The sequence below is a fragment of the Sphingobacterium sp. R2 genome (assembly GCF_040760075.1).
Taxonomy (GTDB): Bacteria; Bacteroidota; Bacteroidia; order Sphingobacteriales; family Sphingobacteriaceae; genus Sphingobacterium.
On sequence record NZ_CP142884.1, the window covers coordinates 94627 to 119196 of the forward strand.

Sequence of the window (24570 nt, forward strand, 5' to 3'; positions counted from 1 at the left end):
TTTATGTCATTATCGAAAGCATTCTAGGTACGCTATCGAATAAAAGAGCAAATTTGCCGTTTTAACAATTATAGTTAGCTTTTATAAATTATAGATGCTATTTAGTACCTTTGTAATAATATGCAAGAATTACCTCTAAATTTACCAGAAGGCTCACGTAAAGAAGTGATGGCCTATTTGGAACCGTTCATGCTCAATGAGATGAGCGAATACCTGAAGCCTGTTGAAGAAATGTGGCAACCTGCCGATTTTCTTCCCGATTCTTCTAGGGATACTTTTTTTGAGGAAGTAAGAGAGTTGCAGGAAAGTGCAAAGGAACTCTCTTATGATTTGGTCGCTGTATTAGTCGGAGACACCATCACCGAGGAGGCTCTTCCGACTTATGAATCCTGGTTGACTATGGTAGAAGACGTCGACAAAAACGAGCAGGGAGGATGGATGAAATGGGTACGCGCTTGGACAGCTGAAGAAAACCGTCATGGTGATCTTTTGAACAAATACCTTTATTTGTCAGGTAGAATAGACATGCGCCAATTTGAAATGTCTACCCAATACCTTATTCAAGATGGTTTTGATATCGGTACTGGTGCTGATCCATACCGGAATTTTATTTATACTTCATTCCAGGAATTGGCAACCAATGTTTCCCACCGTCGTGTATCCGGCCTTTCCAAAAAAGGTGGTGATAAACTTTTGGCAAAAATGTGTGGTGTCATCGCCTCTGATGAAGCTCGTCATGCCAAAGCCTACATGTCTTTTATTTCAAAAGCATTTACTGTAGATCCAAGTGAAGTCATGATCGCATTTGAAGACATGATGCGTAAAAAAATAGTTATGCCCGCCCAATTTTTAAGAGAAGCAGGCGAGCCTCAAGGAGAGGCGTTTGCGCATTTCTCTGACGCCGCACAGCGTTTGGGGGTATATACAGCTTTAGACTACGTTGATATCTTAAAAGAGCTGAATAGAGAATGGAACATTGATCAGATAACAGGACTGAATGATAAAGGGGAAAAAGCGAGAGATTATCTCCTCAAACTACCCGATCGTTTGATTAGACTGGCAGACCGTATGAAGGTTCCGGAAAAAGATTATAAATTCAAATGGATTTACGGATAACATAAAAAAAAAGCTTGATTTAAATAATCAAGCTTTTTTTTATGTCTAATTTTATGGATTAGTGTACTTCCTGCATTAACTTTTTCACTAATGAAGAGAAGATAATTAATATCACCCCAGCAATCAATGCAGATATTCCTAACGTTTTATAGCCATCTGTGTAAGCTAATAGTTTAGACGACAATGTGCCTCCGGTATTTGCTTCCGACATTTCTGCGCCGATTTTACCCGCGAAGAACTGTCCATAGGCACTTGCCAAAAACCACATGCCCATCATCATACCAAACAGACGTTGTGGAGACAACTTCGTGATAATGGACATTCCAATAGGCCCCAAACAAAGTTCACCAAAGGTGATAATCAACCAGGTGAAAGTGAATAGATTTAAAGATGACTTACCATCTTCATCTGCAAAAAATCGCAAAGAGTAAAAAAGAAAAAAGCCTAACGCCAGAAATAAAAATCCAATTCCAAATTTAATGATGGTATTCGGTTCTAGTTTCTTTTTAGCAAGCCATACCCACAATAAACCAACCAAAGGGCTAAATACAATAATGAAAAAGGAATTTGAACTATTATTGATAATATTAGGGTCTATTTTAAAAAACAGTAGGTTGTCCACCAAATTATCCTTTGCAAACAATGAAAGTGATCCGCCGCTTTGTTCATAAATTGTATTAAAAATTAAATACATAATAATGAAGATCAATGCTGCAATCACTTTCTTACGGTAACTATTATTCAATTTCGTCAACTCAAAGCCCAAATACGCGATTGCAGCAAAACCGATTCCATACATAAAATAGTCCGTAAAATTACTATTGTGAATTAGTACATAAATAATCGGCAACATGACGATAGCCCCAGCAATGACTAAACTTTCCTTGATTGTACGAGAAGATCTTGAATGATGTGCTAATGGAGAATTCCCTATCGGCGCAATAGACCTCCGAATTAAAAAATAAGTCACTAATCCTATGATCATCACAATGGCAGCGGCTAAAAAGCATAGGTTCCAGGAATAATTTTTCCCTAAATAAATACACAGTGCTCCACCTAACAATCCACCAATATTAATTCCCGCGTAAAACATCCCATATCCAGCGTCACGACGAACATCACCTTCTTTGTAAAGCTCACCTACCATTGAGGAAATATTAGGCTTAAAGAAGCCCGTACCAATAATAGAACAAGTAATACCAAAATAAAAAAGGTCGTGTGGATTATAAGCTATGATAAGATTGCCGATTGCCATAATCAATCCGCCAAAGATAAGGGATTTTTTAAACCCTAAAATCTTATCAGCAAAGATACCGCCAATGAACGTAAAGGCGTATATAAAAGCCTGTATGGCACCATATTTAAGATTGGCATCCTTCTCAAACAATCCAAGTTGATCTGTCATAAAAATGACCAAAACACCTCGCATGCCGTAAAAACAAAATCGCTCCCACATCTCGATGGTAAATAAATACCACAATTGCTTAGGATACTTTCCTTCAAAATTTTGAATCTCTTCTAGCGACTCCCTTGTACTAACCTCCATACTAATTTATATTAATCAAAAAAGCTTCTTTCATAGAAGAAGCTTACATATTTATTATTTAATTCCGTGCATCAATCGTTTAATCAAAGGATTAAACAGCATCACTAGCAAGCCTGCCAAAGCTGGAATTGCCGTAAACAAGAAGAAAAAGTAGCTCAATGAGTGTTCCTCTTGAATGGTCTCTACCTGTCCTCCTAATACGGCCGCAACCTTCTGCGCAATGGCGATTGCCAAATACCAGATTCCAAACATAAAAGCAAGCATCCGCGCGGGCACTAATTTCGACACATAAGATAGACCTACAGGCGAAATAAATAATTCACCCAATGTATGGAACAAATAGGTTAGTACCAAAAAAACCATCGAGATTTTAGTACCTTGACTTATTCCCATCGATCCTAATCCAATAATCAAAAATCCAATCGCAACCAAGATCAGACCAAAGCCATATTTAAAAGCCGCAGATGGATTGTATTTGGACTCCCAAATTTTGGATACGGTAGAAGCTAGTGCAATAATAAAAAATGAGTTTAGGATTGAAAACCAAGAGACTTTAATTTCTGACGCCTCCTTGTTAAATTCTTTATATAACATCCAAATAGCAGCAGCCCAAATCAAGCCAAAACAAATGAACAATACGATATTGGAGATCGCGATTTTATTCCAGGTTACTTTTGCCAATTTGATCAGAACCCAAGTAATAATTGAGAGAGGGACGATGGTTAACAAGCCATTCACCACATTAAAAGTTGTCAACGCAGCTCCGCTAAGGACTCGATCAATGTTGTCCCTTGCCACAATAACCAATGAAGTTGCTCCTTGTTCGAAACTCATGAAAAAGAACACAAGGAAAAAGGCTAGTAGTACTACGGCAAACATACGGTCTCTAACCACTTTATCATAACGTAGTATACGAGTAACAATCAGATATACAAAAAGAATCAACGCTACGATTACCATGATATACTGCCCTCTTAAAAAAGGGGTATCCAAACGCGAAAATACGTCCACAATACCATTCTTAGACAATGGATCATTAAAAGCGTATACGAACCCAATAATAGAGACTACAGCTATCAATACATAATCACGCAGGGTAAATGGATTTCTGGTATCGGTATCTTCCGTAACAACTTTCTGCCCTTCAGCCACAGACTTATTCAAAACACCGAGATTGCCCATTAGCGGTTTTGCGAAAACGAACTGCAATGTTCCTAAAAGCATAAAGATACCAGCCAATCCGAATCCCCAGTGCCAACCATACGTTTCAGCAATATATCCACATAACATCATGCCAAAGAAAGCCCCAGCATTAACTCCCATGTAGAAAATAGTATAAGCACCATCTTTTTTCTCTGGCAGATCTTTATACATTTCTCCAAGAATAGAGGGCATGTTGGGTTTGAAAAAGCCTGTTCCGATAACTAGACAGACCAACCCGAGGAAAAACATAATAGAGGTATCAAAAGCCATAGCAGCATGCCCAAGCGTCATCACAGCTGAACCAATGATAACTGCTTTACGTGATCCGATATATTTATCTGCAATGATCCCCCCCAGAATGGGAGTTAAGTAGAGCATCATAGCATATGTACCATAAAGGGCCCCTGCTTGTTGAGCTGTCCAGGACCATCCCGAGAATGGACTACCTTGAATGACAGCTGCAGTTAAAAACTGCATTAAAAGGACGCGCATTCCGTAGAATGAAAAACGCTCCCACATCTCAGTAAAGAATAGGACAAAGAGTCCCGAACGCTGTCCTAACACATTTGATTTAAAAAAATCAGTCGACGGGCTATTAGCAATGTCCCCGTTTAATCTCCCCATAAATAATCAACCTTTATTTTTTGATAAAATATTTACAAAGAAACAAAAACAAAATCACTTTTGACCAAAATAAAGTTGCATAAACAAAAAAAGGCAACCCTACGGATTGCCTTTTCAGTAACAATTTTAATATGTCCTATCTCTTGTGCAATTGCTCATAAAGGTCAATAACTTTCTTCTGCAACTCAATCACTTCGCCATCGCGTTGTTGTAATTTTTGCGTCAAAGCATTCACCTCATTTACATACTCCTTATCTTCTTCAGAATCTGAAGTAGATAAAAGTTGAACAACTGTCAAATTGAATAATTTTGAGATTTGATTCAGGCGAGACAAATTTACATCTGTAATACCTGTTTCAATTTTAGAAAATGCTGGGATTGAGATATCCAATCGCTTTGCAACATCCTCTTGACTCCACCCTTTTTGGTGTCTAAGTAATCTGATTTTTTTTCCTAATGCATTCATCTGGTAGATATTTTAAACAAAAATAATAAATTACAACTTAATTTACATTAAATTATATTTTTTTCTCTAAAAATCCCTAAAAAATCGATCAGCAAGCACCGATAGATTAACCCCATTATAATTATTTAAACTCATAAGAAGTAAATTGTACCCCTTTGACTTGACACCATCCAAAAAAGAATAGAGTCCCTCCAAACTTACAACAACCTCTAAATCAGGACTATTAAAACTATCCTTGATATTAATCGGGACACTTTCTATATCTTTATTAAGTTCTTTACAGGAATTTATATTCACGTAAACTACAGATACATCCGACTCTCTCATAGAGTCCGCATATTGTAACAAAAACGATGAATCTAAACTATCATACGAGTTTAATTCGATAATTGTAACCAATTTCTGATTAGGAAACTGCTCTTTTACGGCATGAATACTTGACTTAACTTTATCCGCGTTACATGCATAATCCTGATACACGACAGATCCTTCAGAACTTGCAACAAACTCCAAATAGCGAATCGAAGTATTAAAGCTTTTGATCGCTTCAAAGAATTCTTTCTTTTTAATTCCCAACCATTCACAAATCGTATATGCTCCTGCAATATTAGACAGGTTGTGCTTACCGAACACCTGTAAAGGAACATCCCCATCCGGCGTATTGATATACGTTACCCCTTTATTAATCGTATAATCAGGAATTTTATAACCATGTCTATTGATCTTACAATCTTTCGTATCTTGCAGAACTTTTTGTAAAACAAGATCTTCCTTATTATATATTAGCGTACCTTTAGGCGGAATAGAGTCAATAAAATCTTCAAATTGTTTAATATATTCCTCTTGAGATATTTTCGAATTAAACTCATTCCACATAATACCCGAAATCAGGGCTATGTTGGGTTTATAATATAAGAATTTAGACTTAGGGTCAATCTTAGATGAAACATATTCATCTCCTTCGATAATAATAATCTTATTATGTTTGGTGATATCTACCAACTTATCAAAGCCTCTTAGCTGTGCTCCTACTAAATAGTCAAATTCTTTTCCTAAAAATCGCATCACGTGCATGACCATGCTCGTGATCGTTGTCTTACCGTAACTTCCAGCAATAACCACTCTAATTTTATCTTGCGAAAGCTCTTGAATAAATTCTGGAAAAGAATAAATTTTAAGACCTAATGCTTGTGCCCGCTTTAGCTCGGGATTATCAGCTTGTGCATGAGCTCCCAAGATAACAGCATCGATATCCTCAGTTACTCTTTCGTCAAACCACCCGAGTTGATCAGGGAGTAACTCTGCTGCAATTAGATGAGAACGAGAAGGCTCCACGATCTGATCGTCTGAACCTGTTACTTGATGCCCTTGTTTTGCCAATGAAATAGCAAGGTTATGCATCACACTACCACCTACCGCTATAAAATGAATCCGCATAGTAAATTAACGCTTCACAAATTTGGCTGCACACCAATTGTTTAAAACCTTATTGGAGATAAACTCAAATCCTAATGATGTTGATGCATCTATTAAGATTGGTAAATCTTCTTGCTCATAGAAACCACTTAAGTATAACTCTCCCCCTGTGTGGATACTCAACGCATATTGGGGCAATTGCTCTAACAATATATTACGATTAATATTTGCCAAAATTACATCAAAGCTCCGACCTTCCAATAGCTCGTAGGATCCACAGAGAGCCTGAATATGCTCAACATGATTAAGTGCTCTATTTTCAATCACACTTTCCACACAAATTTCATCATAATCTACCGCTAATACAGCATCAGCTCCCTTCTTAGATGCCAGAATTGCTAGGATCCCTGTACCACAGCCCATGTCTAAAACTTTCTTTCTACTGAAGTCATTCTCCAAAATATACTCGAGCATCATCGACGTTGTTTGATGGTGACCTGTTCCAAAAGACATCTTGGGGTCTATAATAATTTCGTATGGAAATTCCGTTCTCGCCGCATGAAAAGTGGCACGCACGTAGCATTGTCCACCAACCTCAATGGGGTTAAAGTTACTTTCCCAGAGTTTATTCCAATTCTGACTTTCTATTTCCTGCACTTTATAATCGACCTCGAGACCTTCATACGGCTGCATCATCAACGTTTCTAATGCCTGCAAGTCAAGATTTGCAGCCGGAATATAGGCTGCAAATCCAGATTCGTTATCCTCAAAAGTATCAAAGCCAATATCAGCTAAATCAGATATCAACAAATCCTTTTGCCACTCTTCACCTGATCGCATTTTAAAGATAACCTCTATGTATTTCATTTCTAAAAATTAGCCGTTAAATACTTTAGCGATATCAATAAAATCTCTTGATTTTAAAGATGCCCCTCCAATCAAACCACCGTCAATATCTGCCTGAGCAAATAGCTCTTTTGCATTGCTAGGGTTACAAGAACCTCCATAAAGAATGCTCGTATCATCAGCAACCTCCTGTCCGTAGTGATCAGCGAGAACCTTACGGATGAAATTATGTACTTCCTGCGCTTGCTCCGGACTCGCTGTTAATCCTGTACCAATAGCCCATACAGGCTCATACGCCAAGACAACTGCTCCAAACGCTTCTTTCGACAAGTGGAACAAGCCAGCAGCCAATTGCATTTTAATAACATCGAAAAAAGCACCAGATTCACGTTCTTCCTTTGTTTCTCCAATACAAAAAATTGGAATTAAGCTATGTTTCAGAGCAATATCCACTTTTGATGCCAATAACGTATCTGTTTCACCAAAATAAGCACGTCTTTCGGAATGGCCTAAAATAACATGTGAAGCACCGACTGATTTTACTTGTGATGCTGAAATTTCACCTGTATAGGCTCCAGAATCGGCTTGATGAATATTCTGTGCCCCGATATTTACATTTGCCACATTTTTAGACAATTGTCCAAGACTTGACAAATGAATAAATGGGCTGCAAACAACCAATTCTTGATTTCCAATCACTTCATCTTTGGCCATATTGATAATCTCGGAAAATAAACTTAATCCTGATTGATAGTCCAAATTCATTTTCCAATTACCAGCTACGATTTTTTTACGCATGATTTTACGATTTAATTATATTTCTTGTTAAGTTGAATCAATTTATCTTTTATCTGCTCTGTGAGCACCTTCCCTTTCGAAGCATATAATGCCTCCAGATATGCTATGAATTTATCAAATTCGTAGGTCTCTGTACGTCCGCCAAACACCCAGGCAAATGACGGTACAAATTTAGCATAAAAACTTGTATCTGCCAGCATGCTTGCAAGACCAATTACAGTACCCGTATTTAAAGCCGAATTAATACCGATACGCGTATAATCACCGATAAACGACCCACATTTTAATAGCCCCGTATCCCTGTCGCAATTTAATGCATAATCATAAATAGCGACCGTTTTTAAGTTATTCTTTAGATTAGAATTGGAAGTTCCTGCCCCCAGATTACACCAATCCCCGATAACTGAGCAGCCTAGATAACCATGATGCCCCTTAGCCGAAAAGTCACCAATAACCGAGTTACCTATCTCTCCACCGACCACCGTCTGTTCTCCCACAGAAACATTACCATAAATGGTAGTTCCCATTTTTACAACCGCCCCTCTCCCAAGGTATAAGGGACCACGTAAATGAGCGCCTTCCATGATTGTAACACCTTCATCAATATATATTGGACCGTGAAGTGAATTAAGTGTTGCACATTCCATGTTAACATTATGCGCAATAAACATATGATTACCCAGCAGTTGATTTGTCTCAGATATATAGGGCAACTTAACATCTTCAATCAACAAATCGAAATCCTTTGTTATCTCTGGACCAATCAATAAAAAAAGGTCTTCGACTCCTTTTAAAATACTAACATCACACCCTATTTCCTTTACTCGGTAAAAGCCAGTACAGGTATAACGATAACATAATACATAGCCATCCTTCACTAGTACTTCACCAATATCCATTCTTTTTAGCGCTTCCATTAATGCAATTGAAGGGATAAGATTTTCGGATACAAATATACCCCCTTCCTCATTATCCCAGTTGACAACGAACTGAACACTATATGTAGAACCTATTTTTTTCCATTTTTCTCGTAAAGTGAGTACACCGACCCGCAGATCTAAACAAGATTTAATGAAAGTGAGAGGATAAAGAGTCTTTTTATTGAAAGTAGTCAAATTGGAGGTAAGCCTGTCCAACGTCTGGATAGCATCAAAGCAGTCGGTAAAGAAGATTTTCACAACCTAAAAATAATAAAAAAACTCGACAAATCATATTTATCGAGTTTTTAATATTGTAATATACAGATCTGCTACAATTATTTTTTGTTGTAACGGCTACGGAATTTGTCAATACGACCGGCAGTATCAACCAATTTCATTTTACCTGTATAGAAAGGGTGTGATGTGTGAGAAATCTCTAGTTTTACAACTGGATACTCATTACCATCTTCCCATGTGATAGTTTCTTTAGTATCAACACAAGATTTTGTAATAAAAGCATAGTCATTTGACATATCTTTAAATACAACTAATCTGTAATTTGAAGGATGCAAATCTTTTTTCATTATTATTATGATTACGTATATTCAATTATTGAGGTGCAAAGATAACTTATAAAAATGTATTTTACAACAATTACCAAGAATAATTAGTTGATTTTTTTCACATTTTCATTAACAGCACTCATCAAGGTCACAAAAGTAACATTCTTTAATCTAACCAAAGAATAATTTTGGTTATCAACTTCTTCACCTAGCACAAAATACTAATAAACAACATTTTATGCAAAATCAAATTAAATTGAAAAGAATTACCGCTTATACTGTGGTGCTAAAAAAGCTGGTTGAATGAAACATTTATTTCCAAACTAACAAAGATCAAAAGTAACAAAGGGAATAGCTCCTTCCATTTACACTAACGATTTCGAGACGATTGCTACATCAGACGCTAAATAGCATAGCTGGGTCAAACAAAATTCTACGTCAAGAAGCTGGTGCTAAAAAAATCGACCGGAATTAGATTCTACCCCTAACCAAAAACCATTTCGCCAAAGAATTGAGGAAGATGAAAATTAGGAACTGGATTTTCTATTTTATTCCAGGAGATAAAATGTGGCTGTTTGAGGTGATCACCACATTTATAGAAATTACCATGAATTTTTTTACCTTTCAAGTTTACAAGTTCGTCAAACTTAAATATAGAAAGCGGGATTACTTCAATCATCGTCCATTGCTGATCACTACCATTACGCATTATGAAGGAAAAGGTACGAACCGTTTCTATCTCACTCTTATCTAATCTATTTCTCGCTGCTTTTTCAGCAGTACCATAACCGATCAATCCAGTTCCGATTAAATTAAATTCTAAATTGTAATAATGCTTACAACCATCAAATGAAACAAAAAATTCCACACAACTATCTTCCCATACATTTTGATTGGCTTCAGAATGGTTGCCACGAAGCTGTTCTTCGATGACCTCGTATTGCAATACTAGATATTCCGCTGTGTAACCAATTTTAAATTGTACTTCGGGTTTGTATGGGAAGGATTCGCTCCAGTTGTTACAACTCAGCGACTGCGTTTCGAGATCACTCATTAGCTCTGACAAGGTCTTATAATCAAGATCCTTGGTCAAATCAGCTGCAATAGGCAAAATAGTCAATTTTTTCATTTAACTCTGTTTTTTTGGAAAAAAGAAGCTTCATCGAATTGATGGAAGCTTCCCCATATGATTAAAGGTATAAAATTGTTAAATGCAATCAAAAACAACCTTACGCATAAATGCCTCATTCCTTTCCATCTCTTCTACCAGCTTCAGTTGTGTGTTTGTACGCACGAGATTGTGATCCTCATACTTTGTTTTGTAATAATGATCGCCTTCCAAATAGTCAGTCAAAAAACGTACGCCCTGCATAAAAGGCAATAGAAAAGCTCCGTCTACCAATGTTTCTTTTTCCAAAGTGGTCAAAAAGTCGTTAGCTTCTTCGAGATAACCTTCCGCATAAGCTTTATACAAAGCCAAATTAAGGCTGATTTTAGATACATCTATTTCGTCTTCCGCAACAGGATTTATAATCGTCCGGATAGCATCACCGAAGTCGTATGCAATATAACCGGGCATTACCGTATCCAAATCTATCACGCATTGCATCTTATCATGATGATCCAAGAGCACATTATTAAACTTGGTATCATTATGAGTTATGCGCAGGGGAAGTTTACCCTTGCTACCTAGTTGAAGAATGGTCTGCATGCGATCTTCGCGGCTAAAGATAAAATCTAATCTGTCTTTCACCAATGCTACGCGTTTACAGGTGTCTTTAGTAATCGCTTTCCGAAGATTTTCAAGTCTAAAATCTATATTATGAAAGTTAGGAAGAACTTCAACGATCAGTGACGCATCCAGATCCGACAACTGCTTTTGGAAAAGACCAAAAGCACGCCCACCCTCAGCTGCTTGAAATTCAGTTTCTACAATATCATAACTCTTCGTATCCTCAATTAGGATAAACATACGCCAATAATTTCCAGGCTCATCTTGGATATACAAATTCCCGTCTCTAGTAGGAACAATGGTTAATACATGATCACTGACTCTTTTGCCCTTTGCGACTTTAACTTTTTCGCTAAGATGTTGGGTAACTAGCGCAATATTGCGCATTAATCCATCCACATTAGGAAAAACATGGTGATTGATCCGTTGCAATAAGTACGATACCTGGGTACTTTCAGTAGTCATTACCCGGTAAGTATCATTGATATGACCAGAACCAAATGGTTGCACTGAAATGATATCTCCTTCTAATATGAATTGTTTTGCTGCGCTCTCTATTACTAATTGGTTAAAATCAGACATTAAACTATGTTTTTAAATCATCAATGTGCTTGCAATATCACAAATTGAATTAATAAATGATAATTTTTATTTCAATCAAACGTTTGCATGAAATTTATTAAAATTAAGCAAACGTTTGCACATTCATTTATCGCAAATGAAATAATATATTTGTTTAGCATAGCTAGTCGAACAAACTGTTTTAATAAAAAATAACTAATATACAAACTCCCTATATCTCAAAACAATGGATAGAAGAAATTTCATAAGATCGACTGCCATCACTACAGCTGGAATCGGTATCCTTTCAAGTACAGACTTATTTGCCCAAACAAATAGTAAGATAAAAATTGCCTTTATTGGCGTAGGTCTTCGAGGACGTAATCATGTGCAAATTGCGCTAAATAGAGATGATCTAGAAATTGTGGCAATCTGTGACACTCAAGAAGAATCTTTAGCCCAATGCCGTAAACAATTTAATGCAAAGGGAACCAAACTTCCAAAAGAATATACAGGCGGAAAAGAGGCTTACAAAAAGATGTTAAGCAACGAAAAATTAGATGCCGTTATTATTGCCACTCCTTGGCAGTTTCACAAAGACCAATCCATTGACGCCATGAAGGCAGGATTATATGTAGGCTGTGAGGTTATTGCTGGTTTAACTGTGCAAGATCATTGGGACGTTGTCAAAGTTTCTGAAGAAACCGGAAAACCTTACATGACATTGGAAAATGTAGCGTTTCGGCGCGATGTACTTGCTGTATTAAACATGCATAGACAGGGGCTTTTCGGTGAATTATTACACCTTGAAGGGGGCTATCAACATGATTTACGTGAAGTGCTTTTCAACGACGGAAAAAATTATTACGGTCACGGTGTCGAGTATGGTCCAAAAGCAATTTCAGAAGCGCAATGGCGCACACAATTCAACATCGACCAAGACGGCGATCTTTATCCTACACATGGTTTAGGCCCGATCATGCAATTTGTTGACATTAACAAAGGAAACAGATTCACTCACATTACTTCTTACTCAAGTAAAGCGCGTGGATTAGCCGCGTATGTCAATAAAGTTTCTCCAGGACACCCTAATGGTAAAATCAATTACAAAAATGGGGACATCACACAAACAATGTTACAATGTGCAAATGGAGAAACCATGTTATTGACGCACGACACACACTTACCAAGACCCTATTCTATCGGTTTTCGCATACAAGGAACAGATGGAATTTGGATGGATGTTGCCAAGGGCATACATATCGAAGGTAAATCTAAACCGCACACGTGGGATCCTGCAGACGAATGGGTAAAGAAATATGACCACCCAATTTGGAAAAAATATGAAGAATTAGCAAATGGTTCTGGTCATGGCGGTATGGACTGGTTTGTATTCAATGCGTTCATTCAATCTGTGAAACAAAAGGTACAGACGCCAATAGATGTATACGATTCTGTAACCATGAGTGCAGTATTCCCCTTATCCACCGAGTCTATTGCGAAAGGAAATAAGACCTTGGAATTCCCTGATTTCACGAAAGGAAAGTGGAAAACCAAGAAAAACACTTTTATGTTAGATGATAGTGGAATGTAATTAAAAAGACACGCTTACTATTATAAAAGCCGTATTGAAAGAAATACGGCTTTTTTTTTGAACGTTTTACATAATCACAATAATCCTACTATTTAGCTGGTCTTTTACGTAAATTAGCCCTAGCAAAAACTTCAACTCATTATGCTTACCGAAGCAATTATTATTTTAGCCCTGATTATTCTAAATGGAATACTTTCGGCATCAGAAATATCCATCGTGTCCAGCAGAAAAGCAAGATTACAAGCTGAAAGCGATAAAAGTAATGCAGCAGCCAAAATAGCGCTAAGTCTAAAAGAATCGCCCAACAGCTTTCTGTCTACTGTACAAATCGGTATTACCCTTATCGGAATATTAACAGGATTTTTTTCTGGCGGAAGTATATCATCGTACTTAGTAGAAGTCTTCAATAAATCGAGTTTTATCGCTCCATACAGTGAGCAGCTCGCTGTAATTATTGTTGTCTTTATTATCACCTATTTTTCATTGGTACTTGGAGAGCTAGTACCCAAACGCATAGGTATGGCCATTCCAGAAAAGTATGCCATGCTTATTTCTTATCCGATGAATCTGCTCAGCAAAATCGTTCGGCCGTTTGTGTGGCTACTCAGCGTGTCAACAGAATTTATTGTCAAAATACTGAACATTAAAAGCAGCGGTAACAGCGTCACCGAAGAAGAAATAAAAGCCTTGGTAGATGAGGGTGTAGATAGCGGAGTCATTGAAGGGATCGAACATGATATCGTGGACCGTCTGTTAAGTTTAGGGGACAAAAAAGCGGTTAACCTGATGACTCACCGCAAAAATATTGTGTTCTTGGACCTCGCAGAATCCTTTGAAAAAAACCGCAAGATTATACTAGATAACGATTATTCCATCTACCCTGTCTGTGAAGGCGGACTTGATAACATTAAAGGAGTTGTTCATGTAAAATCATTACTTCGGCAATGCCTCCAAAACGAGCCTTTTGACCTCAGAACACTTATACTGCCCATCAAATTTGTGAACGAATTTAGCTCCTCCTACAGTATCATGAATACCTTGCGGACATCCAGTATTCATCAAGCGGTCGTCATAGACGAGTATGGATCAACACAAGGAATTATTACGTTACGCGATATTGTTGGTGATTTGGTAGGGAACATTGCAGAAAGCGATCTCAGTGCCCGTCCAACAATACGTCAATTAGAAAATGGAGACTATGTTGTAGACGGACAATATCAGATCGAAACCCTTTTAGATGAATTTGAAATAGGACTTTCTGAAGAAGACGAAGATGAGATTAGTAATGTCACTACCGTAGGTGGCTTAGTGTTCCTTAGGTTAGATCATGTACCCGAAGAAGGGGAGCGTATCCAATTTAAAAACTTGATTTTTGAAGTTCTTGATATGGATGGAAACCGCATCGATAAACTATTGATGAAAGTGACAGACCAGATTTAAATATTCTAACTCTCTATCATCTAAAAGGAAGCGTGGGCTGATGATCATGATCATCAGCCCACGCTTCCTTTTAGATGAATTCCCTCAGGGAATTAATTGATACCGTGCATCATTTTTTTCAATATTGGATTGAACGCTATCAATAAAAGCGCGGTAACACCAGGAACTATAGCAAATATCATAAAGAAATAAGACATAGAATGTTCCGCTGTGATTTTATCAATATAAGAACCTAAAAGTCCGCCAATGAAATTAGCGATTGCGGAAGCACAAAACCAACATCCAAACAAAAGGCCCAAAAATTTCTTCGGAGAGAGCTTACTTACGTAAGATAGCCCAACAGGTGATAGACAAAGTTCTCCTGCAGAATGGAAAAAGTAGGCTACAACAAGCCAGATCATACTGACTGATGCTGTTTTAGCACCTTGTGGAATGTCATTCGCGCCATAAGCCAGCGCAGCAAATCCAATACCGACTAATATCAAACCCAATGCAAATTTTACGGGCCCTGAAGGATTCCATACCTTTTCCCAAAATTTACTGAATGAAGATGCAAGAGAAATAATAAAAAATGCGTTTAGTATTTGAAACCACGAAGCACCAACTTCCGAGCCCGTTATACCGATCTCCCGAAATATTTTCCATAAGCCCAACCCCCAGATAATGCCGAATGAAATTGCTGTGAACAAAATTGTCAACGGATATTGTTTATATATTTTTCTAGCCAATGCTGTCAAAACAATCGTTACAATTACGATGGGTACAATGGTCAAAATTGTATCAATCCATTTAAATGTAATCGCAGAACTTCCTGACAAGACACGCTGCGTGTAATCCTTCGCAAATATTGACATTGAACCGCCGGCCTGTTCGAAAGAAAGAAAGAAAACGACGCTGGCCAACATAAATATTGTGACGACGATAAGGCGGTCTCTAACAACATTTCCGGGAATAACTTCATCAATATCTTCCTGATTTTTGACCTTTTCGTCATGATGAGCCTGTAACGCTTTGGGCGTATTACCGATAATACCAAATATGCGCTGTGCAAAATAGAATTGTAGCATACCGAAGAACATAAATACTCCCGCCAGTCCAAACCCATAATGCCAACCTATTTTTTCACCGATATAACCACATAGGAGCATCCCTAAAAATGAACCAGCGTTGATACCCATATAAAAAATTGTATATCCTGCATCCTTCTTTGAACTTTTGTCTGGGTATAAATTTCCTACCATCGAAGAAATATTAGGTTTAAACATCCCATTCCCTAAGATCATTAAGAGTAACCCTAAATAGAAGAAATTTGAGTGGACAGCTTCAAACGCCATAGACAAGTGTCCTAATGTCATAATCAATGCGCCAATCAAAATAGCCTTCTTAAAGCCAGTCAATTTATCCGCAATCATACCACCGATCAATGGGGTCAGATAAACAAGACCAGTATAAGTCCCATACAACTGCATCGCCTGCGCATTGCTCCATTCCCATCCACCGTCAGCAATCGTACTGATTAAAAATAAGGTCAATAAAGCCCGCATACCATAGTAGCTAAAACGCTCCCACATCTCCGTGAAAAATAGTACAAATAATCCGGCGGGATGCCCACTCACCATCTTGTCATCTATACCCTGCTTGGCCAGATGCGCTACAAGAATTTGATCTTTTTCTTGATTCATATAATTTCAATAATTGTTTTATAACTCAGGTTTCATTTTTATTTTGATAAAAATCGCTTGAAGTTACACTAATTTTCTATGAATTAGTCAATTCCATGCATCATCTTTTTTATTTTTTTATTGCCTAAAATAAGTAATACTGCCGCTATCATCGGTATTACTGTAAATACTGCGAAGAAGTAAGACATGGAATGAGACTCGGTAATCTTATCGATATATGACCCAATAAAGCCCCCTATAAAATTAGCAATAGCATTGGCGCAAAACCAAAAACCAAACAGTAAGCCAAGGAATCGCTTTGGAGACAGTTTACTAACGTAGGACAATCCAACCGGACCTATACATAATTCGCCTACTGTATGAAAAAAGTATGCTAAGATCAGCCAAATCATACTCACTGAGGCTGCTTTTGCACCAGTAGGAATTTCCGAACTACCAATTGACAAAGCAGCAAAGCCGACGCCGACCAATGTCAAACCCATTGCGAATTTAATTGGCCCTGAAGGATTCCACACTTTTTCCCATATCTTACTAAATGAAGTCGCCAGTGTAATGATAAAGAAAGAGTTCAACATGGGAAACCATGATACTGTAACTTCAGAATTAATACCATAATATTCGCGATAGACCTTCCATAAACATAAGGACCAAATGATCACAAAAGAAATACCCGAAAAAAGTATAATCAAGGGATATTTGCGAATGATTTTTTTTGCCAAGACGAACAAGACACCAGTGATGACTACAATAGGCAACACAGTCAACGCAGCATCAAACCATTTAAATAGCACCGCTGCATCCCCACTCAACACCCGCTGTGTATAATTTTTAGCAAAGATCGTCATCGAGCCTCCAGCCTGCTCAAAGGCTAAATGAAATACAATGCTTGATATCATAAAAATAACAATCACCAGCAAACGATCTCGAACGACATATTTTGGATTTTCTACCCTATTCACTGCCTCATCATTAAGCTCTTCCTTTCTTTCGGGGGTATTTCCTATTTCTCCAAAAATTCGTTGGGCAAAATAAAACTGCAACATACCCAAAAACATAAATACTCCTGCTAAACCAAATCCATAATGCCAACCAACCTTTTCGCCGATGTAACCACAAAGCATCATTCCTAAGAAGGCTCCTCCATTTATTCCCATATAAAATATGGTATAACCGGCATCCTTCTTACCGCCTTTATCCGGATATAACTTACCAACCATGGATGAAATGTTCGGCTTAAACAAACCGTTTCCTAGAACAATAAGCACTAGACCTGCTAAAAAAAAGCTTTTATTAAACCCTTCTAAAGCCATAGCAACATGTCCTAAAGTCATAATTATCGCACCGACCATAATGGATTTTTTATATCCTGTGAAACGATCAGCAATAATTCCACCAAATAGCGGAGTTAAAAACACCATTCCGGTATAAAGGCCATAGAGTTGCATCGCCTCTGAATTAGTCCATCCCCAACCAGATTGTGCGATAGTAGAAACCAAAAAATTCACTAAAAGCGCCCGCATACCATAATAGCTAAAACGCTCCCACATCTCCGTGAAGAATAATACGAATAATCCGGCGGGGTGCCCTTGTACCAATACATGCTCCGCCCCAACTTTTTCCAAATGGGTTTCTAGAACAGCATTCTTTTCAAAATTCATGTGTTTTAATAGTTGTTTTTCAAAATGTGGTAGTGCAATTTCCATTTACTATTTCATCATCAGCAAATGGAAAACTTGATGATTCTCTTTATTACCTTAATCTCATAAGACCAAATAGGTATCAGACAGGACAATGTCTAATTTAAGCCCAGTTAGACACAAAGAGGTAGATGATTAAACATCCTTTATAATAGTCAAGTTCTTTCCATCTATTGAAAAGAACTTGACTTGTTCCTATTAAATTAAAGGACGTAAACGCTCCAGCAACCTTTTAGTCGCAAAGATCCCCTCTTCCTCGCTCAACTTACTTCCTTCATATTCAATACCAATGTATCCTTTGAATTTTGCTTTCTTGATAATCTTTAACATACGCTCATAATCAATTTGTGTTTCGTTGCCGTTGGCATCAAAATCATGTGTTTTGGCACTTACACCATGCGCATAGGGCATCAAATCTGTTACGCCCTGATAACGATCATATTCATAGAAGTTTCCAAGATCAGGTAAACTTCCACAATACTTACTGCCTACAGCTTTGAGTGTCTTGGCCAACCAATCACCATGTGAAGAAATACCACCATGATTTTCTACAATAATACTGATTCCTGCTTTTTTGCCTATATCTGACAATGAGGTTAGGCTTTCAACAACACGTTTACTCACTTCATCAGGCGATCCTTTACCGGCAGCATTAACGCGTATGGCGTGACATCCTAGAAAATTAGCTGCAGAAATCCATTTATAATGATTTTGCACAGCTTGTTTTCTCTTCGTTTCGTCTTCATCACCTAGATTTCCCTCACCATCAATCATAATAAGTACATTACGTACACCATTATCTTTAGCACGCATATTCAGCTCAGTAAGATAATTATTATCATTCGCCTTATCTTTAAAAAATTGATTCACGTATTCTACACCATAGATACCATATTTTTTTGCAGCCAAGGCTGGAAAATCCAAATTATTCAAATCTCCTTTGAATAAAGATTTATGCAAAGACCATTCCGCCAGGGAAATATCAAACCAATCTTTCTTAGGTGCTGTAAAGCTCTCCAACGAAGGAGCCAATGCAATTCCAGCAGATGCTAATGCAAGGTTTTTAAGAAAATCTCTTCTTGAATTCATGTGTTTAGATTTATGTGTTATTTAAATATTTCCCCAGCCAGTACTCAATACGTCAACCAGGTGCATGGTCTGGATAGGTAATTTATGTTTATCGATATAAGATTGCAACTGCAGTAAGCACGATGAATCAGTCGATATAATATAATCTGCATGCATATCCAAAGCATTCTGCACTTTCTGTTCAGCCATCGCAGCCGATATACCTTCGAATTTTACCGCAAAACTACCACCAAAACCACAGCATGTCTCACTATCTTTTACCTCTACCATCTCCAATCCCAAAACCTTACTCAGTAATATTCGGGGTTCATCTTTAATCTTGCATTCCCTTAATGCCGAGCATGAATCGTGATATACGGCAACTCCCTCCAATTCAGCCCCAAAATATTCCTTTTTCAGTATGTTTACCAAAAAGTCAGATATTTCAATAACCTGTTGTTGCATTTTATGACATTGATGGGAATCGGCAGAATTAGCGAAAAGATCGTTGTAACCGTGCCTTACCATCCCAGTACAAGAAGCGGACGGAGAAATAATAACATGTTCGCCTGAAAAATCTCCTAGAAATTTCCGTCCAACCTGCTTTGCATCTTCCCAAAACCCAGCATTATATGCCGGTTGGCCACAGCATGTCTGCTCGGGATTATATACAACCTCACAGCCAACTTTTTCCAGTAAACGAACAGTATTAAACGCTGTCTCAGGATAAAGCTGATCTATAAAACAAGGAACAAAAAGTTCTACTTTCATATTAAAATTGATCAATAAAATTAAGATTTATTGGATATTAATATCCGTACCAAAAGTAACAATCCAATTACAAAAAATAAAGAAAGAACCAATGCTGAGTACCGTATATTATGTGTTATTTGTTCGATAAGCCCAAATGAAAATAACCCAATGACAATGGCTACTTTTTCTGTAACGTCATAAAAAGAGAAGAAAGCGGTGGTATCTTTGATATCAGATGGAATTAGTTTTGAATAGGTTGAACGTGAAAGCGACTGAATTCCGCCCATGACTAGGCCTACCAGTGCGGCAATAATATAAAACTGAAGCGGAGTGGATAAATAAAAAGCTGATATGCAGATTCCGATCCAAATCATTACTACCACTATCAATACTTTAATATTTCCAAACAGTGTGGATAAATAAGACATTAAAAATGCACCTAAAATGGCTACAAGCTGAATAAGAAGAATCGTGGCAATCAATCTTTCCGCACCTAAGTGCAAAATTTTCTCACCGAAGGAAGAAGCGACAATCATTAAGGTCTGCACTCCAATCGCGTAAAAGAAAAATGCCGGCAGAAATTGTTTAATTTCAGGAATACCTTTGATCTTTTGAATTACGTGTCCAAATTCATCCCCTACGTTCTGAATAAAGCTTCTACCTGTAGTATTACCAGTAGCCTCAATTTTGGGTAGATATTTAAATGGAATCATCGAGAACCCAAGCCACCATAATCCAACCATTAGAAACGATATGCGTGCCGGTAAAGAAGCGTCTGTAATACCAAACCATTCTGGTTTGAGAACGACTATAAAACAGAGAATCTGTAATATAACGCAGCCAACATAGCCATAAGCAAAGCCCTGTGCACTCACTTTATCCTGTTGATCAACAGTAGCTAAAAGTGGCAAATAGGAATTATTAAACAAAACACCGCCTATGTAACCCATTGCAGCAAGCACAAAACATATGATACCGATTTCCAACGTATCAAGCTTAAAGAAAAATAGGCACATACATGCCATCGCGCCCATATAGGTAAAAAATTTCATAATCTGCTTCTTCTTTCCCTTTGCATCGGCGTATGAAGAAATAAAGGGCAAAGAAAAAGACATCAGCAAATACGCAAATGCTAAAGAAAAATTGGAAAGTGCGGTATTAACCACTTCAATTCCAAAGAAACTGACAACATCTCCATGTTCTTTCGTCGTAGTAATTGCTGTATAATAAACTGGAAATATTGTGGAAGTAATAACAAGGTTGTAAGCAGAATTGGCCCAATCAAACATGGCCCAAGAACGAATCAATTTTTTGTTGTTTTTTACAATTGCTTCCATTTAAATTGGCTTAATAAGTTTGACGAATATAAGTAATAATTTTAGCCATTTCTTTACGAATTGCACTTGCCCGATCATCTATATAATTATTGTTCATAAAAGAAAAGGCCATTCGTCTTCCTTTCCGCGTAATGAGATAACCACTTTGATTATACACAGAGGTAATAGTTCCGGTCTTAGCAAAAACAAAGGGTTCACCAAGATCTTTGCTATAGGTTCTTCTCAGCGTACCATCAACACCTCCAGCTGGAAAAAGGCGAAAGCGGTCCTTCTCAATAGGTAATTTATTTTTCAGGAGAACCAACAGATCCACATTATTTTGTGGAGTAACCTTATTATAGGAAGAAAGACCTGATCCATCAAATAGGGCAACCTCGGATGAAAAGTACTTATAAACGTTATTCTTCATCCAATCCCGCACCAAATACGTATCAAATTGACCAAATTGCTTCCACGAGCACATCATTAAAAACTGCTCAGCAATAAAGTTATCGCTGGGTAGCATCATTTCACGAATAAGATTTTTGGTTTCACCTGAATACAATATTTTTGTATCGTTTGGCTTTATATAGTTCAGGCGATTTACCTGCTTACCGAGTGTATCCGACAACAATTTCACAAACAAGCTATCCGAATAAATAAAAGGCACTTCATTGACATAATCATTTGGTAATGAACGTTTTGACATCCAGAAATTATTGCTTCGAAACGAGCGCGAAAGCTCGAACTCACCCTTTTTAGGCTCAGGCAAAAAATCCAGGTCTTTCTGAAAAATTTTGGGAGAGGTATTTAAATGATTGTATCCCCTTTGGCGGAAAGTAACCACGTTTCCATAGATGGGAAATGTGCTTATTTCAGGCTGATAATAAGCTTCAAAATCCTCCATTGCCCAACCATGTGCGTAGAATTTATTTCTCATAGGACTGGCAACGAAGTAGATCGTTTTATTTGTTCTTTTCAAAAAATCATACACTACCCTTGTATCCAAACGATTATGCAAAAAAGTCGGATCTCCTGTTCCCCATATTAACAGCGAATCTCCGCGTTCAACATACTCCAACCCTGGTATCGAATCACCCAGCAGCGCCAAAGCAGCATAAGTAGTATATATTTTAGTGTTGGAAGCAGGTGTAAAATGCTTACTGCCATTAACATCCATGACAAACTTATCTGCATTTAAGTCGTACAGTGAAAATCCGTAGAAATGATCATTTAAGATTTTGGATTCCTGAAGCATATGGTAGACGTCTTCAAAATCCTGGGATTTAACAATAAGGGTAGAAAATGGGACAAGCCAAAGCAGTAACAGCGTACGCAGAAAATTTTTCATTGCTGTAAACATACAAAAAAGAGCAATAACTCCATTTCTCCTCCTGCCAAAATTCAGATATAAATCGTATAAAACAGCAAAAGGAGGAAATTAATCCTCCTTTTGCATTATTTATTTCAGCTATTAGTAGCCTGGGTTCTGAGTAAGGCTACCGTTACTTTTATTGATTTCTTCCTGTGGAATTGGGAAATAAGCATTTTTATCCGCATATGTTTTGCTCTTAAATACAGGGAGTATGCCGCCTTCAAATTTTGCATAATTTGCAATAACCTCTTTCGCTATACCCCAGCGTACCAGGTCGAAGAAACGATGACCTTCCATGGCTAGCTCCAGTCTTCTTTCAAATCGAACAGCTTTTCGCGCTTGATCCGCACTTGTGAATGCTGGATAGGGTTTAACCTCATATTTCGCAGCGGCGACTCCGCCCCCAGTAGTCTTCGATGGCAAGTTTGCCGCACGAAGCCGAATAGAGTTAACGTATTTTAAGGCATTTGGCAGATTACCCAATTCAACCTCACATTCCGCAGCCATTAAAATTACGTCAGCAAGTCGAATAATATTTACATCAAGATCGGTCACATAAGCAGCACCTGCCTGTGTATGAGCAGCATGTTGACTTTTTGGAATCATCGTTTTAATACCCGTAAATGGGCCACCATGCGGACGGCTTCCTTCCTCTGGCCTTAGCCATGCGTCACCAGGAAACTCCCCATAATCCAAGAAATTGACACCTCGGCGACCAACGGTGTAGTCAAGCCGTGGATCAAATTTTAAGTTCAAATCCAATTTATAATTTGCTATAGCTGTTTTATCTGTCAACAAGATATCAGAAGTATATGGATTCGTACGATAGGAATCATCTAGCATCGGAAGTCCATTTGCATCTACCTTATAAGCATTAACGAGATCAATTGAAGGCTGGTAGAAACCACAGCAACCAACAGGGTTAGTGCCATTAAGGCCACTGAGCATATCTCCCACATTCGCATTATCCCCACCACCATCGGGATTGATGGCATGCTTAGCCACTAAAAGCGCTTCGGGGCCATTTTCCTTATTTACATCATAATTATCCTGGAAAGGCATTGTTGTGATGTCACGGCTTCCAATGACATCTTTAAATAAAGTCAGAGCTTCAGTATATTTTTTTTGATAAAGGTATAGTTTCCCCAAATATGCTTTGGCAGTACGTTGATCCATGCGTCCACCTTCACCATTGATCTTGCTATCCGGTAAATTCGCGATGGCAGTTTTTAGATCACTTTCGATCATAGGTTGTACATCCTTATCATTTTTGACAACTTTTGCCTCTTCGATGCTTGTATTTTCGTCTACATATGGAATATTTTTAAAGATACGCCACAGGAAGAAGTAGTAGTGGGCGCGCAACAATTTCGCCTCACCCTCAATTTCTTTAGCACGCTCTGCTTTAATCGTTTTGCTACCACTTTGATCTTGGCTCAACAATCGCAGCGTAGTATTTGCACGAAGTATACCTTCATAATACACCTGCCACATGGTACTCAGGTTGTCGTTAGAGGAAATCGTAGTAAAAGACTCGATCATATTCATATTTGGCTGATCGGTGATCACTGATCCCTTGTGTGCATTATCGGATGTAATTTCTCCGAAAATCCATTGGCTTGGCGCCGAACCATAGTTCCCCCAAGTGCCATTTATATTACCGTTCATAATTGCATAGGCACCAATCAATGTCGCTTCTACTCCTTTCTTTCCCTCAATCTGCTCTTCGATCAATTGCCCTTGAGGATTTTTTTCCAAAAAGCCTTTACTACAGCCAAGCATGCCTAAAGTCGTCAGTCCTAACAAACTGTATAATTGAATAGTTCTCTTTTTCATTTTAATTGCTTTATAATT

General features: G+C 37.8%; 20 protein-coding genes. 3 read left to right on the plus strand and 17 right to left on the minus strand.

What is annotated here, in order from left to right:
* Positions 1-120 precede the first annotated feature (120 nt).
* Positions 121-1116, plus strand: coding sequence for an acyl-ACP desaturase (locus tag VXM68_RS00425; RefSeq protein ID WP_293957758.1), 996 nt, complete (start codon positions 121-123; stop codon positions 1114-1116).
* A gap of 58 nt (positions 1117-1174) precedes the next feature.
* On the opposite strand, the gene VXM68_RS00430 is transcribed toward VXM68_RS00425, so the two are convergent.
* The 10 genes from VXM68_RS00430 to VXM68_RS00475 all read right to left on the minus strand — a co-directional run bounded on the left by VXM68_RS00430 (position 1175) and on the right by VXM68_RS00475 (position 11812).
* Entirely contained in the window at positions 1175-2662 is a 1488-nt protein-coding gene (locus VXM68_RS00430; RefSeq protein WP_294184219.1) for a peptide MFS transporter, read from the minus strand.
* 54 nt (positions 2663-2716) lie between these two features.
* Entirely contained in the window at positions 2717-4489 is a 1773-nt protein-coding gene (locus tag VXM68_RS00435; protein ID WP_294184222.1) for a peptide MFS transporter, read from the minus strand.
* Between the two features lie 136 nt (positions 4490-4625).
* Positions 4626-4955 carry a helix-turn-helix domain-containing protein gene (locus tag VXM68_RS00440; RefSeq protein WP_070566095.1) on the minus strand — a complete coding sequence of 110 codons (330 nt, stop codon included), beginning with the start codon at positions 4953-4955 and terminating at the stop codon, positions 4626-4628.
* Between the two features lie 66 nt (positions 4956-5021).
* Positions 5022-6392 carry a Mur ligase family protein gene (locus VXM68_RS00445; RefSeq protein WP_293957755.1) on the minus strand — a complete coding sequence of 457 codons (1371 nt, stop codon included), beginning with the start codon at positions 6390-6392 and terminating at the stop codon, positions 5022-5024.
* A 6-nt stretch (positions 6393-6398) separates the two neighbouring features.
* Positions 6399-7238: a 50S ribosomal protein L11 methyltransferase gene (prmA, locus tag VXM68_RS00450; RefSeq protein ID WP_367210140.1), complete on the minus strand. Its 840-nt coding sequence runs from the start codon at positions 7236-7238 to the stop codon at positions 6399-6401.
* A gap of 9 nt (positions 7239-7247) precedes the next feature.
* On the minus strand, positions 7248-8015 hold the full coding sequence (tpiA, locus tag VXM68_RS00455; protein ID WP_367210141.1) for a triose-phosphate isomerase: 768 nt from the start codon (positions 8013-8015) through the stop codon (positions 7248-7250).
* 11 nt (positions 8016-8026) lie between these two features.
* Positions 8027-9193: a putative sugar nucleotidyl transferase gene (locus VXM68_RS00460; RefSeq protein WP_293957752.1), complete on the minus strand. Its 1167-nt coding sequence runs from the start codon at positions 9191-9193 to the stop codon at positions 8027-8029.
* A 77-nt stretch (positions 9194-9270) separates the two neighbouring features.
* On the minus strand, positions 9271-9519 hold the full coding sequence (locus VXM68_RS00465; protein WP_209578846.1) for a type B 50S ribosomal protein L31: 249 nt from the start codon (positions 9517-9519) through the stop codon (positions 9271-9273).
* Positions 9520-9982: 463 nt separating this feature from the next.
* A complete protein-coding gene (locus VXM68_RS00470; protein WP_367210142.1) occupies positions 9983-10627 on the minus strand; it encodes a carbohydrate-binding family 9-like protein in 645 nt (214 codons plus the stop codon).
* 78 nt (positions 10628-10705) lie between these two features.
* Positions 10706-11812 (minus strand): phosphotransferase enzyme family protein, encoded by a 1107-nt coding sequence (locus tag VXM68_RS00475; protein WP_367210143.1) that lies wholly within the window; start codon positions 11810-11812, stop codon positions 10706-10708.
* 226 nt (positions 11813-12038) lie between these two features.
* On the opposite strand from VXM68_RS00475, the gene VXM68_RS00480 reads away from it, so the two are divergent.
* Both VXM68_RS00480 and VXM68_RS00485 read left to right on the plus strand, forming a co-directional pair.
* Positions 12039-13385: a Gfo/Idh/MocA family oxidoreductase gene (locus VXM68_RS00480; protein ID WP_293957749.1), complete on the plus strand. Its 1347-nt coding sequence runs from the start codon at positions 12039-12041 to the stop codon at positions 13383-13385.
* A gap of 141 nt (positions 13386-13526) precedes the next feature.
* On the plus strand, positions 13527-14825 hold the full coding sequence (locus VXM68_RS00485) for a hemolysin family protein (RefSeq protein WP_312362516.1): 1299 nt from the start codon (positions 13527-13529) through the stop codon (positions 14823-14825).
* Positions 14826-14917: 92 nt separating this feature from the next.
* On the opposite strand, the gene VXM68_RS00490 is transcribed toward VXM68_RS00485, so the two are convergent.
* The 7 genes from VXM68_RS00490 to VXM68_RS00520 all read right to left on the minus strand — a co-directional run bounded on the left by VXM68_RS00490 (position 14918) and on the right by VXM68_RS00520 (position 24552).
* The gene (locus VXM68_RS00490; RefSeq protein WP_367210144.1) at positions 14918-16507 is read right to left on the minus strand and encodes a peptide MFS transporter; all 1590 of its coding nucleotides are present in this window, start codon (positions 16505-16507) and stop codon (positions 14918-14920) included.
* 83 nt (positions 16508-16590) lie between these two features.
* Entirely contained in the window at positions 16591-18165 is a 1575-nt protein-coding gene (locus VXM68_RS00495; protein WP_293957746.1) for a peptide MFS transporter, read from the minus strand.
* A 237-nt stretch (positions 18166-18402) separates the two neighbouring features.
* Entirely contained in the window at positions 18403-19293 is an 891-nt protein-coding gene (locus tag VXM68_RS00500) for a TIM barrel protein (protein WP_367210145.1), read from the minus strand.
* A 21-nt stretch (positions 19294-19314) separates the two neighbouring features.
* The gene (locus VXM68_RS00505) at positions 19315-20043 is read right to left on the minus strand and encodes a (Fe-S)-binding protein (protein ID WP_367210146.1); all 729 of its coding nucleotides are present in this window, start codon (positions 20041-20043) and stop codon (positions 19315-19317) included.
* Positions 20044-20063: 20 nt separating this feature from the next.
* Positions 20064-21362 carry an MFS transporter gene (locus tag VXM68_RS00510; RefSeq protein ID WP_367210147.1) on the minus strand — a complete coding sequence of 433 codons (1299 nt, stop codon included), beginning with the start codon at positions 21360-21362 and terminating at the stop codon, positions 20064-20066.
* Between the two features lie 10 nt (positions 21363-21372).
* Positions 21373-22692 (minus strand): D-alanyl-D-alanine carboxypeptidase, encoded by a 1320-nt coding sequence (locus tag VXM68_RS00515; RefSeq protein WP_367210148.1) that lies wholly within the window; start codon positions 22690-22692, stop codon positions 21373-21375.
* 123 nt (positions 22693-22815) lie between these two features.
* Positions 22816-24552: a RagB/SusD family nutrient uptake outer membrane protein gene (locus VXM68_RS00520; RefSeq protein WP_293957741.1), complete on the minus strand. Its 1737-nt coding sequence runs from the start codon at positions 24550-24552 to the stop codon at positions 22816-22818.
* Between the last annotated feature and the right edge of the window lie 18 nt (positions 24553-24570).

Excerpts from the sequence above, each read along its gene's own strand:
- VXM68_RS00520 (WP_293957741.1), bottom strand. The coding sequence starts at position 24,552 with ATGAAAAAGAGAACTATTCAATTATACAGTTTGTTAGGACTGACGACT.
- VXM68_RS00430 (WP_294184219.1), bottom strand. The coding sequence starts at position 2,662 with ATGGAGGTTAGTACAAGGGAGTCGCTAGAAGAGATTCAAAATTTTGAA.
- tpiA (WP_367210141.1), bottom strand. The coding sequence starts at position 8,015 with ATGCGTAAAAAAATCGTAGCTGGTAATTGGAAAATGAATTTGGACTAT.
- VXM68_RS00465 (WP_209578846.1), bottom strand. The coding sequence starts at position 9,519 with ATGAAAAAAGATTTGCATCCTTCAAATTACAGATTAGTTGTATTTAAA.
- prmA (WP_367210140.1), bottom strand. The coding sequence starts at position 7,238 with ATGAAATACATAGAGGTTATCTTTAAAATGCGATCAGGTGAAGAGTGG.
- VXM68_RS00445 (WP_293957755.1), bottom strand. The coding sequence starts at position 6,392 with ATGCGGATTCATTTTATAGCGGTAGGTGGTAGTGTGATGCATAACCTT.
- VXM68_RS00490 (WP_367210144.1), bottom strand. The coding sequence starts at position 16,507 with ATGAATCAAGAAAAAGATCAAATTCTTGTAGCGCATCTGGCCAAGCAG.
- VXM68_RS00500 (WP_367210145.1), bottom strand. The coding sequence starts at position 19,293 with ATGAATTCAAGAAGAGATTTTCTTAAAAACCTTGCATTAGCATCTGCT.
- VXM68_RS00485 (WP_312362516.1), top strand. The coding sequence starts at position 13,527 with ATGCTTACCGAAGCAATTATTATTTTAGCCCTGATTATTCTAAATGGA.
- VXM68_RS00425 (WP_293957758.1), top strand. The coding sequence starts at position 121 with ATGCAAGAATTACCTCTAAATTTACCAGAAGGCTCACGTAAAGAAGTG.
- VXM68_RS00440 (WP_070566095.1), bottom strand. The coding sequence starts at position 4,955 with ATGAATGCATTAGGAAAAAAAATCAGATTACTTAGACACCAAAAAGGG.
- VXM68_RS00510 (WP_367210147.1), bottom strand. The coding sequence starts at position 21,362 with ATGGAAGCAATTGTAAAAAACAACAAAAAATTGATTCGTTCTTGGGCC.
- VXM68_RS00480 (WP_293957749.1), top strand. The coding sequence starts at position 12,039 with ATGGATAGAAGAAATTTCATAAGATCGACTGCCATCACTACAGCTGGA.
- VXM68_RS00505 (WP_367210146.1), bottom strand. The coding sequence starts at position 20,043 with ATGAAAGTAGAACTTTTTGTTCCTTGTTTTATAGATCAGCTTTATCCT.
- VXM68_RS00470 (WP_367210142.1), bottom strand. The coding sequence starts at position 10,627 with ATGAAAAAATTGACTATTTTGCCTATTGCAGCTGATTTGACCAAGGAT.
- VXM68_RS00495 (WP_293957746.1), bottom strand. The coding sequence starts at position 18,165 with ATGAATTTTGAAAAGAATGCTGTTCTAGAAACCCATTTGGAAAAAGTT.
- VXM68_RS00475 (WP_367210143.1), bottom strand. The coding sequence starts at position 11,812 with ATGTCTGATTTTAACCAATTAGTAATAGAGAGCGCAGCAAAACAATTC.
- VXM68_RS00515 (WP_367210148.1), bottom strand. The coding sequence starts at position 22,692 with ATGAAAAATTTTCTGCGTACGCTGTTACTGCTTTGGCTTGTCCCATTT.
- VXM68_RS00435 (WP_294184222.1), bottom strand. The coding sequence starts at position 4,489 with ATGGGGAGATTAAACGGGGACATTGCTAATAGCCCGTCGACTGATTTT.